The organism is Stenotrophomonas sp. STEN035 (assembly GCF_056759935.1).
In genome coordinates this window covers 19407-33867 of the sequence record NZ_JBRRDY010000019.1, presented here as the reverse complement: position 1 = coordinate 33867, position 14461 = coordinate 19407, and the positions used below count along the sequence as shown (strand labels likewise).

At 61.5% G+C, this 14461-nt stretch carries 8 protein-coding genes; all 8 read left to right on the top strand.

The features are described 5' to 3' along the window. Positions 1-4: 4 nt before the first annotated feature. The 8 genes from rplA (at position 5) to fusA (ending at position 14416) form a co-directional block, all read left to right on the top strand. Complete coding sequence (gene rplA, locus ACVOLL_RS11785; protein WP_481513046.1) at positions 5-703, top strand: 50S ribosomal protein L1; 699 nt, start codon at positions 5-7, stop codon at positions 701-703. Positions 704-1274: 571 nt separating this feature from the next. Then, positions 1275-1811 (top strand): 50S ribosomal protein L10, encoded by a 537-nt coding sequence (rplJ, locus tag ACVOLL_RS11780; protein ID WP_481513045.1) that lies wholly within the window; start codon positions 1275-1277, stop codon positions 1809-1811. Between the two features lie 63 nt (positions 1812-1874). Continuing rightward, the gene (gene rplL, locus ACVOLL_RS11775) at positions 1875-2240 is read left to right on the top strand and encodes a 50S ribosomal protein L7/L12 (RefSeq protein WP_481513044.1); all 366 of its coding nucleotides are present in this window, start codon (positions 1875-1877) and stop codon (positions 2238-2240) included. Between the two features lie 313 nt (positions 2241-2553). Continuing rightward, complete coding sequence (gene rpoB, locus ACVOLL_RS11770) at positions 2554-6744, top strand: DNA-directed RNA polymerase subunit beta (protein ID WP_481513043.1); 4191 nt, start codon at positions 2554-2556, stop codon at positions 6742-6744. An 89-nt stretch (positions 6745-6833) separates the two neighbouring features. Then, positions 6834-11057: a DNA-directed RNA polymerase subunit beta' gene (rpoC, locus tag ACVOLL_RS11765; RefSeq protein WP_481513042.1), complete on the top strand. Its 4224-nt coding sequence runs from the start codon at positions 6834-6836 to the stop codon at positions 11055-11057. A gap of 228 nt (positions 11058-11285) precedes the next feature. Continuing rightward, positions 11286-11660 (top strand): 30S ribosomal protein S12, encoded by a 375-nt coding sequence (gene rpsL / locus ACVOLL_RS11760; RefSeq protein WP_004145320.1) that lies wholly within the window; start codon positions 11286-11288, stop codon positions 11658-11660. Between the two features lie 10 nt (positions 11661-11670). Beyond that, positions 11671-12138 (top strand): 30S ribosomal protein S7, encoded by a 468-nt coding sequence (rpsG, locus tag ACVOLL_RS11755; RefSeq protein WP_303749028.1) that lies wholly within the window; start codon positions 11671-11673, stop codon positions 12136-12138. Between the two features lie 136 nt (positions 12139-12274). Then, complete coding sequence (gene fusA, locus ACVOLL_RS11750) at positions 12275-14416, top strand: elongation factor G (protein ID WP_481513041.1); 2142 nt, start codon at positions 12275-12277, stop codon at positions 14414-14416. Positions 14417-14461 lie beyond the last annotated feature (45 nt).

Genomic DNA, 14461 nt, shown 5'->3' with positions numbered 1-14461 from the left:
TCTGATGGCACAGACCAAGCGTGAGAAGGCCATCAAGGCCGCCGTTGTCCCGGGTAAGGCGTATGCCTTCGAGGACGCAATCAACATCCTGAAGACCGTCACCAAGGCCAAGTTCGTCGAGTCGATCGACGTTGCTGTGCGTCTTGGCGTGGACGCCAAGAAGTCCGACCAGCAGGTGCGCGGTTCCACCGTGCTGCCGGCCGGTACCGGCAAGTCGGTCCGCGTTGCCGTGTTCGCTCCGGCTGGTGCCAAGGCTGACGAAGCCCTGGCCGCTGGCGCCGAAGCCGTCGGCATGGACGACCTGGCTGAGAAGATGCAGGCCGGCGATCTGAACTATGACGTCGTCATTGCTACCCCGGACGCGATGCGCGTTGTCGGTAAGCTGGGCACCCTGCTGGGCCCGCGTGGCTTGATGCCGAACCCGAAGGTCGGCACCGTTTCGGCCAACCCGGGCGAAGCCGTCAAGAATGCCAAGTCGGGTCAGGTGCGTTACCGCACCGACAAGGCCGGCATCATCCACTGCACCATCGGCAAGGCCAGCTTCGAAAACGGCGCGCTGCAGTCGAACCTGCAGGCACTGCTGGTTGACCTGATCAAGGCCAAGCCGGCCACTTCGAAGGGCCTGTACCTGCAGAAGGTGTCGGTCAGCTCGACGATGGGCCCGGGCGTGACTGTTGACCAGTCCTCGCTGACCCTCAAGTGACGTACCGGCCCGTGCGCGTATAACGCGCACGGTTTTGCCGGCACGTCATCCCCGCGCAGGCGGGGATCGCTCTGAAGCTTTTAGGCTCTTGCTGTAAAGATTCAAAGCACAAAGAAACACCAGCGTCATCGGCAACGGTGATGCTGACTTTTGAAGGCGTCGCGCAGGTTTACCTGCGTGGAGCCGTCAAAGACCGCAGGCGCGGTCAGCGCATACCGGCGACGGGCACGGAAGCTCGATTTGGCAAGGAGTCGCCGCCGGCACAGCGAGGTCGCTTAATCGATTCGTTCTCGGATCACCCTGCGTAGATGGTGCCGCCCTTCTGGATTTTTCTGGTTCACGTATGTCTGGGTCCGCCCAGGTCTGCACACTCCAGCTCTAGAACGGCCACCACCGGAACATCACCCGATGTTCCCGGCGTCCAGGACGGATGCCGCCCAGGACCGCACACGGCTAGGAGCCGTAAGCGGAATATGTTTGAAGCAGAGATCTGCGGTTCGTTGTCGGCGGAGTGGTTTATCTGCCTGCGCTGGTTCCGAATCCCCAGTCCCCGCTTAAACGGAGGAGTGCAATGGCTCTCAATCTGTCCCAGAAGCAAGAAGTAGTCGCCGAGCTGGCAGACATCGCCGCCAAGGCTCACTCCTTGATCGCAGCCGAATACGCTGGCACCACGGTCGCTCAGATGACCGCGATGCGTAAGCAGGCCCGCGAAACCGGTGTTTTCTTGAAAGTTGTCAAGAACACGCTGGCCTCGCGCGCCGTTGAAGGCACCGATTTCGCAGTTGCAAAAGACCAGATGGTTGGTCCGCTGCTGTATGCGTTTTCGCTTGAGGAGCCCGGCGCTGCCGGTCGCCTGATCAAGGATGCAGCCAAGGGTAACGACAAGCTGAAGGCGAAAGTCGTGGCAATCGGCGGGGAAGTTTTCCCGGCCAGCCACGTCGACGTGCTGGCATCGTTGCCGACCCGTGATCAGGCCCTGGCCATGTTGGCCCGCGTCCTGACCGAGCCGGTCACCATGTTCGCCCGCGCCGTCAAGGCTATCGGTGAGAAGCAGGAAGGTGGCGCAGCGGAAGCTGCAGCGCCGGCCGCTGAAGCTGAAGCCGTCTAAGTTCGACGTCCACGTGGTTCCGCAAGGAACCTCAATCCAGAATATTTTCAAAAGGTAATCAAAATGTCCCTTACCAATGATCAGATCGTCGACGCGATCGCCGAAAAGTCCCTGATGGAAGTGATGGAGCTGGTCAAGGCCATCGAAGAGAAGTTCGGCGTGTCGGCTGCTGCCCCGGTTGCAGTTGCTACTGCTGGCCCGGCTGCTGTCGTTGAAGAGCAGACCGAATTCAACGTCATCCTGAAGGATGCCGGCGCGAAGAAGGTCGAAGTGATTAAGGCTGTCCGCGCCATCACCGGCCTGGGCCTGAAGGAAGCGAAGGACCTGGCTGAAGCCGGCGGCGTCGTGAAGGAAGGCGCTTCGAAGGAAGACGCCGACAAGTTCAAGAAGGAACTGGAAGCCGCCGGCGCGACCGTCGAGCTGAAGTAATCAGTTCTTGCATCGTCATCGATTCACGGCGATGCAGCCAAGGCTGGGGGCGTAAAGCCCCCGGCCTTTGGTCGTTTCAAACCGTTGTAATGCCGGGCGTGCCTGGCAGGCAATAGAAAGACCAACGTGGCAAGTGTCAGGCGCTGCGCTCCAGACGATGGGGTGACCCGCAGCCGATACAAGCGAGTTGGCAGTTGGAAGTAGCAATAGAAGGCGTGCTGGTGCCGGCAATACCAGCGACTTCCAACTGACAATTTCAAGATTTCCTTACGGGTCGTGGACGCACGGCTCGCACAACAAGGTGGAAGACCTCATGACGTCCTATTCGTACACCGAAAAAAAGCGCATCCGCAAAGATTTCGGCAAGCAGCGCTCGATCCTCGAGGTGCCGTTCCTGCTCGCGATCCAGGTTGATTCGTACCGCGAATTCCTGCAGGAAAACATCGACCCGGCCAAGCGCTCCGACCACGGCCTGCATGCTGCGCTGAAGTCGGTGTTTCCGATTTCCAGCTACAGCGGCAATGCTGCCCTGGAATACGTCGGCTACAAGCTGGGCGACCCGGTGTTTGACGAGCGCGAGTGCCGTCAGCGTGGCATGAGCTACGGCGCGCCGCTGCGCGTCACCGTGCGTCTGGTCATCTACGACCGCGAGTCGTCGACCAAGGCGATCAAGTATGTGAAGGAGCAGGAGGTCTATCTGGGCGAAATCCCGTTGATGACCGACAACGGCACCTTCATCGTCAACGGTACCGAGCGCGTCATCGTGTCGCAGCTGCACCGTTCGCCGGGCGTGTTCTTCGACCACGACCGTGGCAAGACCCACAGCTCGGGCAAGCTGCTGTACAGCGCCCGCATCATTCCGTACCGCGGTTCCTGGCTGGACTTCGAGTTCGACCCGAAGGACGCACTGTTCACCCGTATCGATCGCCGCCGCAAGTTGCCGGTGTCGGTGCTGCTGCGTGCGCTGGGCTACAACAACGAAGAGATGCTGGCCGAGTTCTTCGAGGTCAACACCTTCCACATCAACCCGGACGAAGGCGTGCAGCTGGAGCTGGTGCCGGAGCGTCTGCGTGGCGAAACGCTGAACTTCGACCTGGCTGACGGCGACAAGGTCATCGTGGAAGCCGGCAAGCGCATCACCGCACGCCACATCAAGCAGCTGCAGGCATCGGGCATTGCTGCCCTGGCCGTGCCGGACGATTACATCGTCGGCCGCATCCTGTCGCACGACGTGGTTGATTCCAACACCGGTGAGCTGCTGGCCCAGGCCAACGACGAAATCAGCGACGAGCAGCTGCAGAACTTCCGCAAGGCGGGCGTTGATGCAGTGGGCACGCTGTGGGTGAACGATCTGGATCGTGGCCCCTACCTGTCCAACACCCTGCGCATCGATGGCACCAAGACCCAGCTCGAAGCGCTGGTCGAAATCTATCGCATGATGCGTCCGGGCGAGCCGCCGACCAAGGACGCCGCGCAGAACCTGTTCCACAACCTGTTCTTCACCTTCGAGCGCTACGACCTGTCCACGGTTGGCCGCATGAAGTTCAACCGTCGTGTCGGCCGCAAGGAAGTCACCGGTGAGTCGGTGCTGTACGACCGCAAGTACTTCGGCGAGCGTAACGACGAGGAATCCAAGCGCCTGGTCGCTGCACACGGCGAAGGTTCGGACATCCTTGACGTGATCAAGGTGCTGACCGAGATCCGCAACGGTCGCGGCGTGGTCGATGACATCGATCACCTGGGCAACCGTCGCGTGCGTTCGGTCGGCGAAATGGCCGAGAACGTGTTCCGCGTGGGCCTGGTCCGCGTCGAGCGCGCGGTCAAGGAGCGCCTGTCGATGGCCGAGTCGGAAGGCTTGACCCCGCAGGAACTGATCAACGCCAAGCCGGTGGCTGCCGCGATCAAGGAATTCTTCGGCTCCTCGCAGTTGTCGCAGTTCATGGATCAGAACAACCCGCTGTCGGAAGTGACGCACAAGCGTCGCGTCTCGGCGCTGGGCCCGGGCGGTCTGACCCGCGAACGCGCTGGCTTCGAAGTCCGCGACGTGCACCCGACCCACTACGGCCGCGTCTGCACCATCGAAACGCCGGAAGGCCCGAACATCGGCCTGATCAACTCGCTGGCCGTGTTCGCACGCACCAACAAGTACGGCTTCCTGGAAACCCCTTACCGCAAGGTGCATGACGGCAAGGTCTCCGACGAGATCGAGTTCCTGTCGGCCATCGAAGAAAACGAGTACGTCATCGCCCAGGCCAACGCCCTGACCGATGCCAAGAACATGCTCACCGAGCAGTTCGTACCGTGCCGCTTCCAGGGTGAGTCGCTGCTCAAGCCGCCGGCAGAAGTCCACTTCATGGACGTCTCGCCGATGCAGACCGTGTCGGTCGCTGCGGCACTGGTTCCGTTCCTGGAGCACGATGACGCAAACCGCGCACTGATGGGCGCCAACATGCAGCGTCAGGCCGTGCCGACCCTGCGTGCGCAGAAGCCGCTGGTGGGTACCGGTATCGAACGCGCCGTGGCACGTGACTCCGGTGTGACCGTGAACGCCCTGCGTGGCGGCGAGATCGTGCAGATCGACGCCGGCCGCATCGTGGTCAAGGCCAACGAGAACGAGATCACCGATCCGGCAGATGCCGGCGTGGATATCTACAACCTGATCAAGTACACCCGTTCGAACCAGAACACCTGTATCAACCAGCGTCCGCTGGTGAACGTGGGTGACGTGATCGCGCGCGGCGACGTGCTGGCCGATGGTCCGTCCACCGATATCGGTGAACTGGCGCTGGGTCAGAACATGCTGATCGCCTTCATGCCGTGGAACGGCTACAACTTCGAAGACTCCATCCTGCTGTCCGAGCGCGTGGTGGAAGAGGATCGTTACACCACGATCCACATTGAAGAGCTGACCTGCGTTGCACGTGACACCAAGTTGGGGCCGGAGGAAATTTCCGCCGACATCCCGAACGTGTCCGAGCAGGCGTTGAATCGTCTGGACGAATCCGGCGTGGTGTACATCGGTGCGGAAGTGCGCTCCGGCGACATCATGGTTGGCAAGGTCACGCCGAAGGGCGAGAGCCAGCTGACCCCGGAGGAGAAGCTGCTGCGCGCGATCTTCGGCGAGAAGGCTTCGGACGTTAAGGACAGCTCGCTGCGCGTTCCGCCGGGCATGGACGGCACCGTCATCGACGTGCAGGTCTTCACCCGCGACGGTATCGAGAAGGACAAGCGCGCACGCCAGATCGAAGAAAACGAGATCAAGCGCGTCAAGAAGGACTTCGACGACCAGTTCCGCATCCTGGAAGGCGCCATCTATGCACGTCTGCGTTCGCAGATCGTGGGTAAGGTTGCCAACGGCGGCGCCAACCTGAAGAAGGGTGACGTTGTTTCCGACGCGCTGCTGGACGGCCTGAAGAAGTCCGACTGGTTCACCCTGCGCATGAAGGACGACGACGCGTCCGACGCCATCGAACGTGCCCAGATGCAGATCCAGGCACACGAGAAGGAATTCGAGCGTCGCTTCGCCGACAAGCGCGGCAAGATCACCCAGGGCGACGATCTTGCACCGGGCGTGCTGAAGATGGTCAAGGTGTTCCTGGCCGTGAAGCGTCGCATCCAGCCGGGTGACAAGATGGCAGGCCGCCACGGTAACAAGGGTGTGGTCTCCAACGTGGTGCCGGTCGAAGACATGCCGTACATGGCTGACGGCAACACCGTGGACATCTGCTTGAACCCGCTGGGCGTGCCGTCGCGTATGAACATCGGCCAGATTCTGGAAGTGCACCTGGGCTGGGCCGCAAAGGGCTTGGGCAAGCGCATCCAGGGCATGCTGGAACAGCAGCGTGCGGTCAGCGAACTGCGTGAGTTCCTGGGCAAGATCTACAACCATGACTCGGCCATTTCCGAGCAGCGCGTGGACCTGTCCCAGTTCAGCGACGAAGAGCTGCTGAACCTGGCCAAGAACCTGACCGACGGCGTGCCGATGGCAACCCCGGTGTTCGACGGTGCGGCGGAAGACGAGATCCGCGAGATGCTGAATCTGGCCTACCCGGATGAAGCACCGGAAACCGCTCGCCTGGGCTTCAACGCCAGCAAGACGCAGATGCAGCTGTATGACGGCCGCACCGGCGAAGCCTTCGACCGCAAGACCACGGTCGGCTACATGCATTACCTGAAGTTGAACCACTTGGTCGACGACAAGATGCATGCCCGTTCGACCGGTCCGTACTCGCTCGTTACCCAGCAGCCGCTGGGTGGTAAGGCGCAGTTCGGTGGTCAGCGCTTCGGTGAAATGGAAGTCTGGGCACTGGAAGCCTACGGCGCGGCCTACACCCTGCAGGAAATGCTGACGGTGAAGTCCGATGACGTACAGGGCCGTAACCAGATGTACAAGAACATCGTCGACGGTGAGCACGAGATGGTTGCGGGCATGCCGGAATCCTTCAACGTTTTGGTGAAGGAAATCCGCTCGCTGGCCATCAACATGGAACTGGAAGGCGGTTGATTGCGCAGGCGCTGCTGCAGTGATGCAGCAGCGCCGCCAGCACTGACTGACAGCCCATCGACACAGATTTCCTCCTTTCGGAGAACACCATGAAAGACCTGCTCAACCTCTTCAACCAGCAGCGCCAGACGCTGGACTTCGACGCGATCAAGATCGCGCTGGCCTCGCCGGACCTGATCCGTTCGTGGTCCTTCGGCGAAGTGAAGAAGCCGGAAACCATCAACTACCGTACCTTCAAGCCGGAACGTGACGGCCTGTTCTGCGCCGCCATCTTCGGACCGGTCAAGGACTACGAGTGCCTGTGCGGCAAGTACAAGCGCATGAAGCACCGCGGCGTCGTCTGCGAAAAGTGCGGCACCGAAGTCACCCTGGCCAAGGTGCGCCGCGAGCGCATGGGCCACATCGACCTGGCATCGCCGGTCGCGCACATCTGGTTCCTCAAGTCGCTGCCGTCGCGCATCGGCCTGATGCTGGACATGACCCTGCGTGACATCGAGCGCGTGCTGTACTTCGAAGCCTACGTGGTGACCGAGCCGGGCCTGACCGCCCTGGAGCGCCGCCAGCTGCTGACCGAAGAACAGTACCTGCAGGCACGCCAGGAACATGGCGATGACTTCGACGCCGCCATGGGCGCCGAGGCCGTGTACGAGCTGCTGCGCACCATCGACCTGCAGGCCGAAATGATTCGCCTGCGCGAGGAAATCGCCTCGACCGGTTCGGAAACCAAGCTCAAGCGTCTGACCAAGCGCATCAAGCTGGTCGAAGCCTTCCTCGAGTCGGGCAACCGCCCGGAGTGGATGGTGATGACCGTGCTGCCGGTGCTGCCGCCGGATCTGCGTCCGCTGGTGCCGCTGGACGGTGGCCGCTTCGCGACCTCGGATCTGAACGATCTGTACCGCCGCGTCATCAACCGTAACAACCGTCTGCGCCGCCTGCTGGAGCTCAACGCTCCGGACATCATCGTGCGCAACGAAAAGCGCATGCTGCAGGAATCGGTTGACGCCCTGTTGGACAACGGCCGTCGTGGCCGTGCCATCACCGGCACCAACAAGCGCCCGCTCAAGTCGCTGGCCGACATGATCAAGGGTAAGCAGGGTCGCTTCCGTCAGAACCTGCTGGGCAAGCGCGTCGATTACTCGGGCCGTTCGGTGATCACCGTGGGTCCGTACCTGAAGCTGCACCAGTGCGGCCTGCCGAAGAAGATGGCGCTTGAGCTGTTCAAGCCGTTCGTGTTCGCCAAGCTGCAGCGTCGTGGCCTGGCTACCACCATCAAGGCTGCCAAGAAGCTGGTCGAGCGCGAAGAAGGCGAAGTCTGGGACGTCCTGGAAGAAGTCATCCGCGAACATCCGGTGCTGCTGAACCGTGCGCCGACCCTGCACCGTCTGGGCATCCAGGCGTTCGAACCGCTGTTGATCGAAGGCAAGGCCATCCAGCTGCATCCGCTGGTGTGTACCGCATTCAACGCCGACTTCGACGGTGACCAGATGGCCGTCCACGTGCCGCTCTCGCTGGAAGCCCAGCTGGAAGCGCGTGCGCTGATGATGTCCACCAACAACATCCTGTCGCCGGCCAACGGCGAGCCGATCATCGTGCCGTCGCAGGACGTCGTGTTGGGCCTGTACTACATGGCGCGCTCGCTGGTGAACAAGCAGGGCGAGGGCATGGTGTTCGCGAACACCGACGAAGTGAAGCGTGCCTACGACAACCGTCTGGTTGAACTGCACGCCCGCGTCAAGGTGCGCATCGTGCAGGTCGAGCGTGACGAAGACGGCAACAAGGTCAAGAAGACCTCGATCGTCGACACCACCGTCGGCCGTGCGCTGCTGAGCGAGATCATGCCGGAAGGCCTGCCGTTCGAGCTGTGCAACACCGAGATGACCAAGAAGAACATCTCGCGCCTGATCAACCAGAGCTACCGTCTGCTGGGTCTGAAGGACACCGTGGTGTTCGCCGACAAGCTGATGTACACCGGCTATGCCTACGCAACCCGCGCTGGTGTGTCGATCGGTATCGACGACATGCTGATCCCGGACGAGAAGAAGGGCATCCTCGGCGAAGCCGAAGCCGAAGTGCTGGAAATCCAGGAGCAGTACCAGTCCGGTCTGGTCACCGCTGGCGAACGCTACAACAAGGTGGTCGACATCTGGTCGCGCACCAATGAGCGCATCGCCAAGGCGATGATGGAAACCATCGGTACCGAAAAAGTCATTGGTAGCGACGGTGAGCTGGTCGACCAGAAGTCGATGAACTCGCTGTACATCATGGCCGACTCCGGTGCCCGTGGTAGCCAGGCACAGATCCGTCAGCTGGCCGGTATGCGTGGCCTGATGGCGCGTCCGGATGGCTCGATCATCGAGACGCCCATCAAGGCGAACTTCCGTGAAGGCCTGAACGTGCAGGAGTACTTCAACTCCACCCACGGTGCCCGTAAGGGTCTGGCCGATACCGCGTTGAAGACGGCGAACTCGGGTTACCTGACCCGTCGTCTGGTCGACGTGGCACAGGACGTGGTGATCACCGAGGTCGATTGCGGTACCTCCGAAGGCCTGACCATGATTCCGATCGTGGAAGGCGGCGACGTGGTTGAGCCGTTGAAGGACCGCGTGCTGGGTCGCGTTGTGGCCGAGGACGTGTTCCTGCCGGGCAACGACGAAGATCCGATCGTGACCCGCAACACCGTGCTCGACGAGCAGTGGGTGAACAAGCTGGAAGAAGCTGGCGTGCAGACCATCAAGGTCCGTTCGACCATCACCTGCGCCTCCTCGTTCGGTGTCTGTGGCCTGTGCTACGGCCGCGATCTGGCCCGTGGCCACATCGTCAACATCGGTGAAGCGGTCGGCGTCATCGCCGCACAGTCGATCGGTGAGCCGGGTACCCAGCTGACCATGCGTACGTTCCACATCGGTGGTGCGGCATCGCGTGCGGCTGCGGTCGACAACATCACCGTCAAGACCACTGGTTCGGTGAAGTTCTCCAACCTGAAGCACGTCGAGCAGGCCAGCGGTTCGCTGGTTGCGGTCTCGCGTTCGGGTGAAATCTCCGTGCTCGACCCGCATGGCCGTGAGCGTGAGCGTTACAAGCTGCCGTACGGTGCCAGCATTGGCGTCAAGGACGGTGCGGAAATCAAGGCTGGCCAGACCGTGGCCAACTGGGATCCGCATAACCACCCGATCGTGTCGGAAGTGGCTGGTTTCGTGCGCTTCATCGACTTCATCGATGGCGTGACCGTGATCGAGAAGACCGACGAACTGACCGGTCTGGCCTCGCGCGAAATCACCGATCCGAAGCGTCGTGGCTCGCAGGCCAAGGATCTGCGTCCGCTGGTCCGCATCGTCGATGGCAAGGGCAATGACCTGACCATCCCGGGCACCGACCTGCCGGCACAGTACCTGCTGCCGCCGCGCTCGATCGTCAACCTGCAGGATGGCGCGCCGGTAGGCGTGGGCGACGTGGTTGCCAAGATCCCGCAGGAAGCCTCGAAGACCCGCGACATCACCGGTGGTCTGCCGCGCGTTGCCGACTTGTTCGAAGCCCGCAAGCCGAAGGACCCGGCGATCCTGGCCGAGCGTTCGGGTATCATCAGCTTCGGCAAGGACACCAAGGGCAAGCAGCGCCTGATCATCAAGGACACCGATGGTTCGGAGCACGAAGAGCTGATTCCGAAGTACCGTCAGATCATCGTGTTCGAAGGTGAGCACGTGACCCGCGGTGAAACCGTGGTGGACGGCGAGCCGAGCCCGCAGGACATCCTGCGCCTGAAGGGTGTGGAAGAACTGGCCCGTTACCTGGTCAAGGAAATCCAGGACGTTTACCGCCTGCAGGGCGTGAAGATCAACGACAAGCACATTGAAGTGATCTCGCGTCAGATGCTGCGCAAGGTGGAAATCGTTGACCAGGGCAGCAGCAAGTTCCTCAATGGCGAGCAGGCCGAGCGCCAGCGCGTGATCGAGGAGAACGCCAAGCTGATCGCCCGTAACGAGCTGCCGGCACGTTTCGAGCCGGTGCTGCTGGGTATCACCAAGGCATCGCTGGCCACCGAGTCGTTCATTTCGGCGGCTTCGTTCCAGGAAACCACCCGCGTGCTGACCGAAGCTGCCGTCCGCGGTACCTCCGACGGCCTGCGCGGTCTGAAGGAAAACGTGATCGTCGGCCGCCTGATTCCGGCGGGTACCGGCCTTGCGTACCATGCCCAGCGCCGCCGTAACGCGTCGGGTCTGACCGATTCGGAAATCGCAACCCTGGCCGGTCCGGCCGTGGTCGCTGAACCGGCGGTCGTGGTACCGGAAGCTGAACCGGCGACTGGTGAAGAGTAAGTAGTTTGATCGGCCGGTCCGCTCGCGGACCGGCAGTTCGACCTGAACGGGGCATATGGAGATACCCCTGTAACAGCTCTGGATCAGGGCTGGCTTGGCATGGGCTTGTTTGACTGGGCTCTTGACAAGTTGCTACAATCGTCTGTCTCAGCAGGCCAAAATTTTGGCCTGCTTTACAATTTCCGCATCCTGGCCGTTTTTTGCGGCCCCAATCAGAAGAACCTACTGATGGCGACGATCAACCAGCTGGTGCGCAAGCCGCGCCAAGCCACCACCTACAAGAGTGCCTCGCCGGCACTCGACAAGTGCCCGCAGCGCCGTGGCGTCTGCACGCGCGTGTACACCACCACCCCGAAGAAGCCGAACTCGGCTCTGCGTAAGGTTGCAAAGGTCCGCCTGACCAACCAGGAAGAAGTGATTTCCTACATCGGTGGTGAAGGCCACAACCTGCAGGAGCACTCCGTGGTCCTGATCCGCGGCGGTCGCGTCAAGGATCTGCCGGGTGTGCGTTACCACACCGTCCGTGGCTCGCTCGATGCCGCCGGCGTCGCCAAGCGTCGTCAGGCGCGTTCCAAGTACGGCGCAAAGCGTCCGAAGGCCTGAGGAATAAGACATGTCACGTAAAGGTAATACTCCCCAGCGTTCGGTCCTGCCGGATCCGAAGCACAAGAGCGAAACCATTGCCCGCTTCATCAACATGGTCATGTTGAGCGGCAAGAAGTCCGTTGCTGAAAAGATCGTCTATGGCGCCATGGACGTGATCGGCGAAAAGAACCCGAACGCAATCGAGCTGGTGCAGAAGGCACTGGACAACGTTGCTCCGGGCGTGGAAGTGAAGTCGCGTCGCGTCGGTGGTGCCACCTATCAGGTGCCGGTCGAAGTGCGTGCTTCGCGCAAGATGGCCCTGGCCATGCGTTGGCTGATCGACTCGGCGCGTAAGCGCGGCGAGAACACCATGCCGCGCAAGCTGGCTGCTGAACTGCTGGACGCTTCGGAAAACCGCGGCGGCGCCATCAAGAAGCGCGAAGAAACCCACCGTATGGCGGAAGCGAACAAGGCCTTCGCTCACTACCGCTGGTGAGTTGTGGGGGCCTTGGAAACAGGGCCCCTGGCACCCATGTTGGTGCTGCTTGTAGCGCTTTGAGCGCTGCTTAAATCCGAAGGCCGCCGCAAGGCGGCGTTCGGCCATCCGAATTCCAAGAAATTGAGAGGCTCCCGTGGCCCGCACCACTCCTATCGAGCGTTACCGTAACTTCGGCATCATGGCCCACATCGATGCCGGCAAGACCACCACGTCCGAGCGCATCCTGTTCTACACCGGCAAGAGCCACAAGCTCGGTGAAGTGCATGACGGCGCCGCCACCATGGACTGGATGGAGCAGGAGCAGGAACGTGGCATCACGATCCAGTCCGCTGCTACCACCGCGTTCTGGAAGGGCATGGACAAGTCCCTGCCGGAGCACCGTTTCAACATCATCGACACCCCCGGGCACGTTGACTTCACCATCGAAGTCGAACGCTCCCTGCGCGTGCTCGACGGTGCGGTGTTCGTGCTGTGCGCCGTTGGTGGCGTGCAGCCGCAGTCCGAGACCGTGTGGCGCCAGGCCAACCGTTACGAAGTGCCGCGCATCGCGTTCGTCAACAAGATGGACCGTACCGGTGCCAACTTCCTGAAGGTCCGTGACCAGCTGAAGGCCAAGCTCGGCGCTGTCGCCGTGCCGATGCAGCTGCCGATCGGCGCTGAAGAAGGCTTCAAGGGCGTGGTCGATCTGCTCAAGATGAAGGCCATCCATTGGGATGACGCTTCGCAGGGCATGAAGTTCGAGTACGGCGAAGTCCCGGCTGACATGCAGGCAGCGGCTGAAGAAGCCCGCACCTTCATGATCGAAACCGCGGCTGAAGCCAGCGAAGAGCTGATGGAAAAGTACCTGGGCGGCGAAGAGCTGAACGAGGCTGAGATCATCCAGGCCCTGCGTACCCGTACGCTGGCCGTGGAAATCGTGCCGATGTTCTGCGGCTCGGCGTTCAAGAACAAGGGCGTGCAGGCCATGCTCGACGGCGTGATCCAGCTGCTGCCGTCGCCGATCGACGTGCCGGACGTGAAGGGCACCGACGTTGACGATGACTCCATCGAGATGACCCGCAAGTCGGACGACAAGGCTCCGTTCTCGTCGCTGGCGTTCAAGATCATCACCGATCCGTTCGTTGGCGCGCTGACCTTCTTCCGTGTCTACTCGGGCACTCTGAACGGTGGCGACACCGTGCTGAACTCGGTGAAGAACAAGAAGGAGCGCATCGGCCGCATCCTGCAGATGCACTCCAACAACCGCGAAGAAATCAAGGAAGTGTTGGCTGGTGACATCGCGGCTGCTGTTGGCCTGAAGGACACCACCACCGGTGACACGCTGTGCTCGCTTGAAGCACCGATCGTGCTCGAGCGCATGGTGTTCCCGGAGCCGGTGATCTCGATGGCTGTCGAGCCGAAGACCAAGTCGGACCAGGAAAAGATGGGTCTGGCACTGGGCCGTCTGGCACAGGAAGATCCGTCGTTCCGCGTCAAGACCGACGAAGAATCCGGCCAGACCATCATCTCCGGCATGGGCGAGCTGCACCTGGACATCATCGTTGACCGCATGAAGCGCGAGTTCAACGTTGAAGCCAACGTCGGCAAGCCGCAGGTGGCCTACCGCGAAACCATCCAGATGGCCGACGTCAAGTCGGATTACAAGCACGCCAAGCAGTCCGGTGGTAAGGGTCAGTACGGTCACGTCGTGATCGAGCTGTCGCCGATCACCGCTGAAGACCGTGCCGATCCGAAGCTGTCTGCGGCGATCAAGGATGACTTCCTGTTCATCAACGACATCACCGGCGGCGTGATCCCGAAGGAATTCATTCCTTCCGTGGAAAAGGGCCTGCGCGAAACCATCACCAGTGGTCCGCTGGCGGGCTTCCCGGTGGTGGACGTCAAGGTCAAGCTGGTGTTCGGCTCGTACCATGACGTTGACTCCTCGGAAATGGCGTTCAAGCTTGCTTCGTCGATGGCCTTCAAGCAGGGCTTCGCCAAGGCCAAGCCGGTTCTGCTGGAGCCGATCATGAAGGTCGAGATCGTGACCCCGGAGGAATACCAGGGTGACGTGATGGGCGACGTAAGCCGTCGTCGTGGCGTTCTGCAGGGTTCGGGCACCACCGGTGACGGCTCGGCCAGCATCATCAATGCGATGATCCCGCTGGGCGAAATGTTCGGTTACGCCACCGCGCTGCGTTCGCAGACCCAGGGTCGCGCAACCTTCACGATGGAATTCGACCATTACGAGCCGGCGCCGAACAACATCGCCGAAACCGTTATCAAGAAGGGCTGAGTCTCAGACTCAGCCTCTCCTTCCAAGTCTTAGCTAATTAAGGAA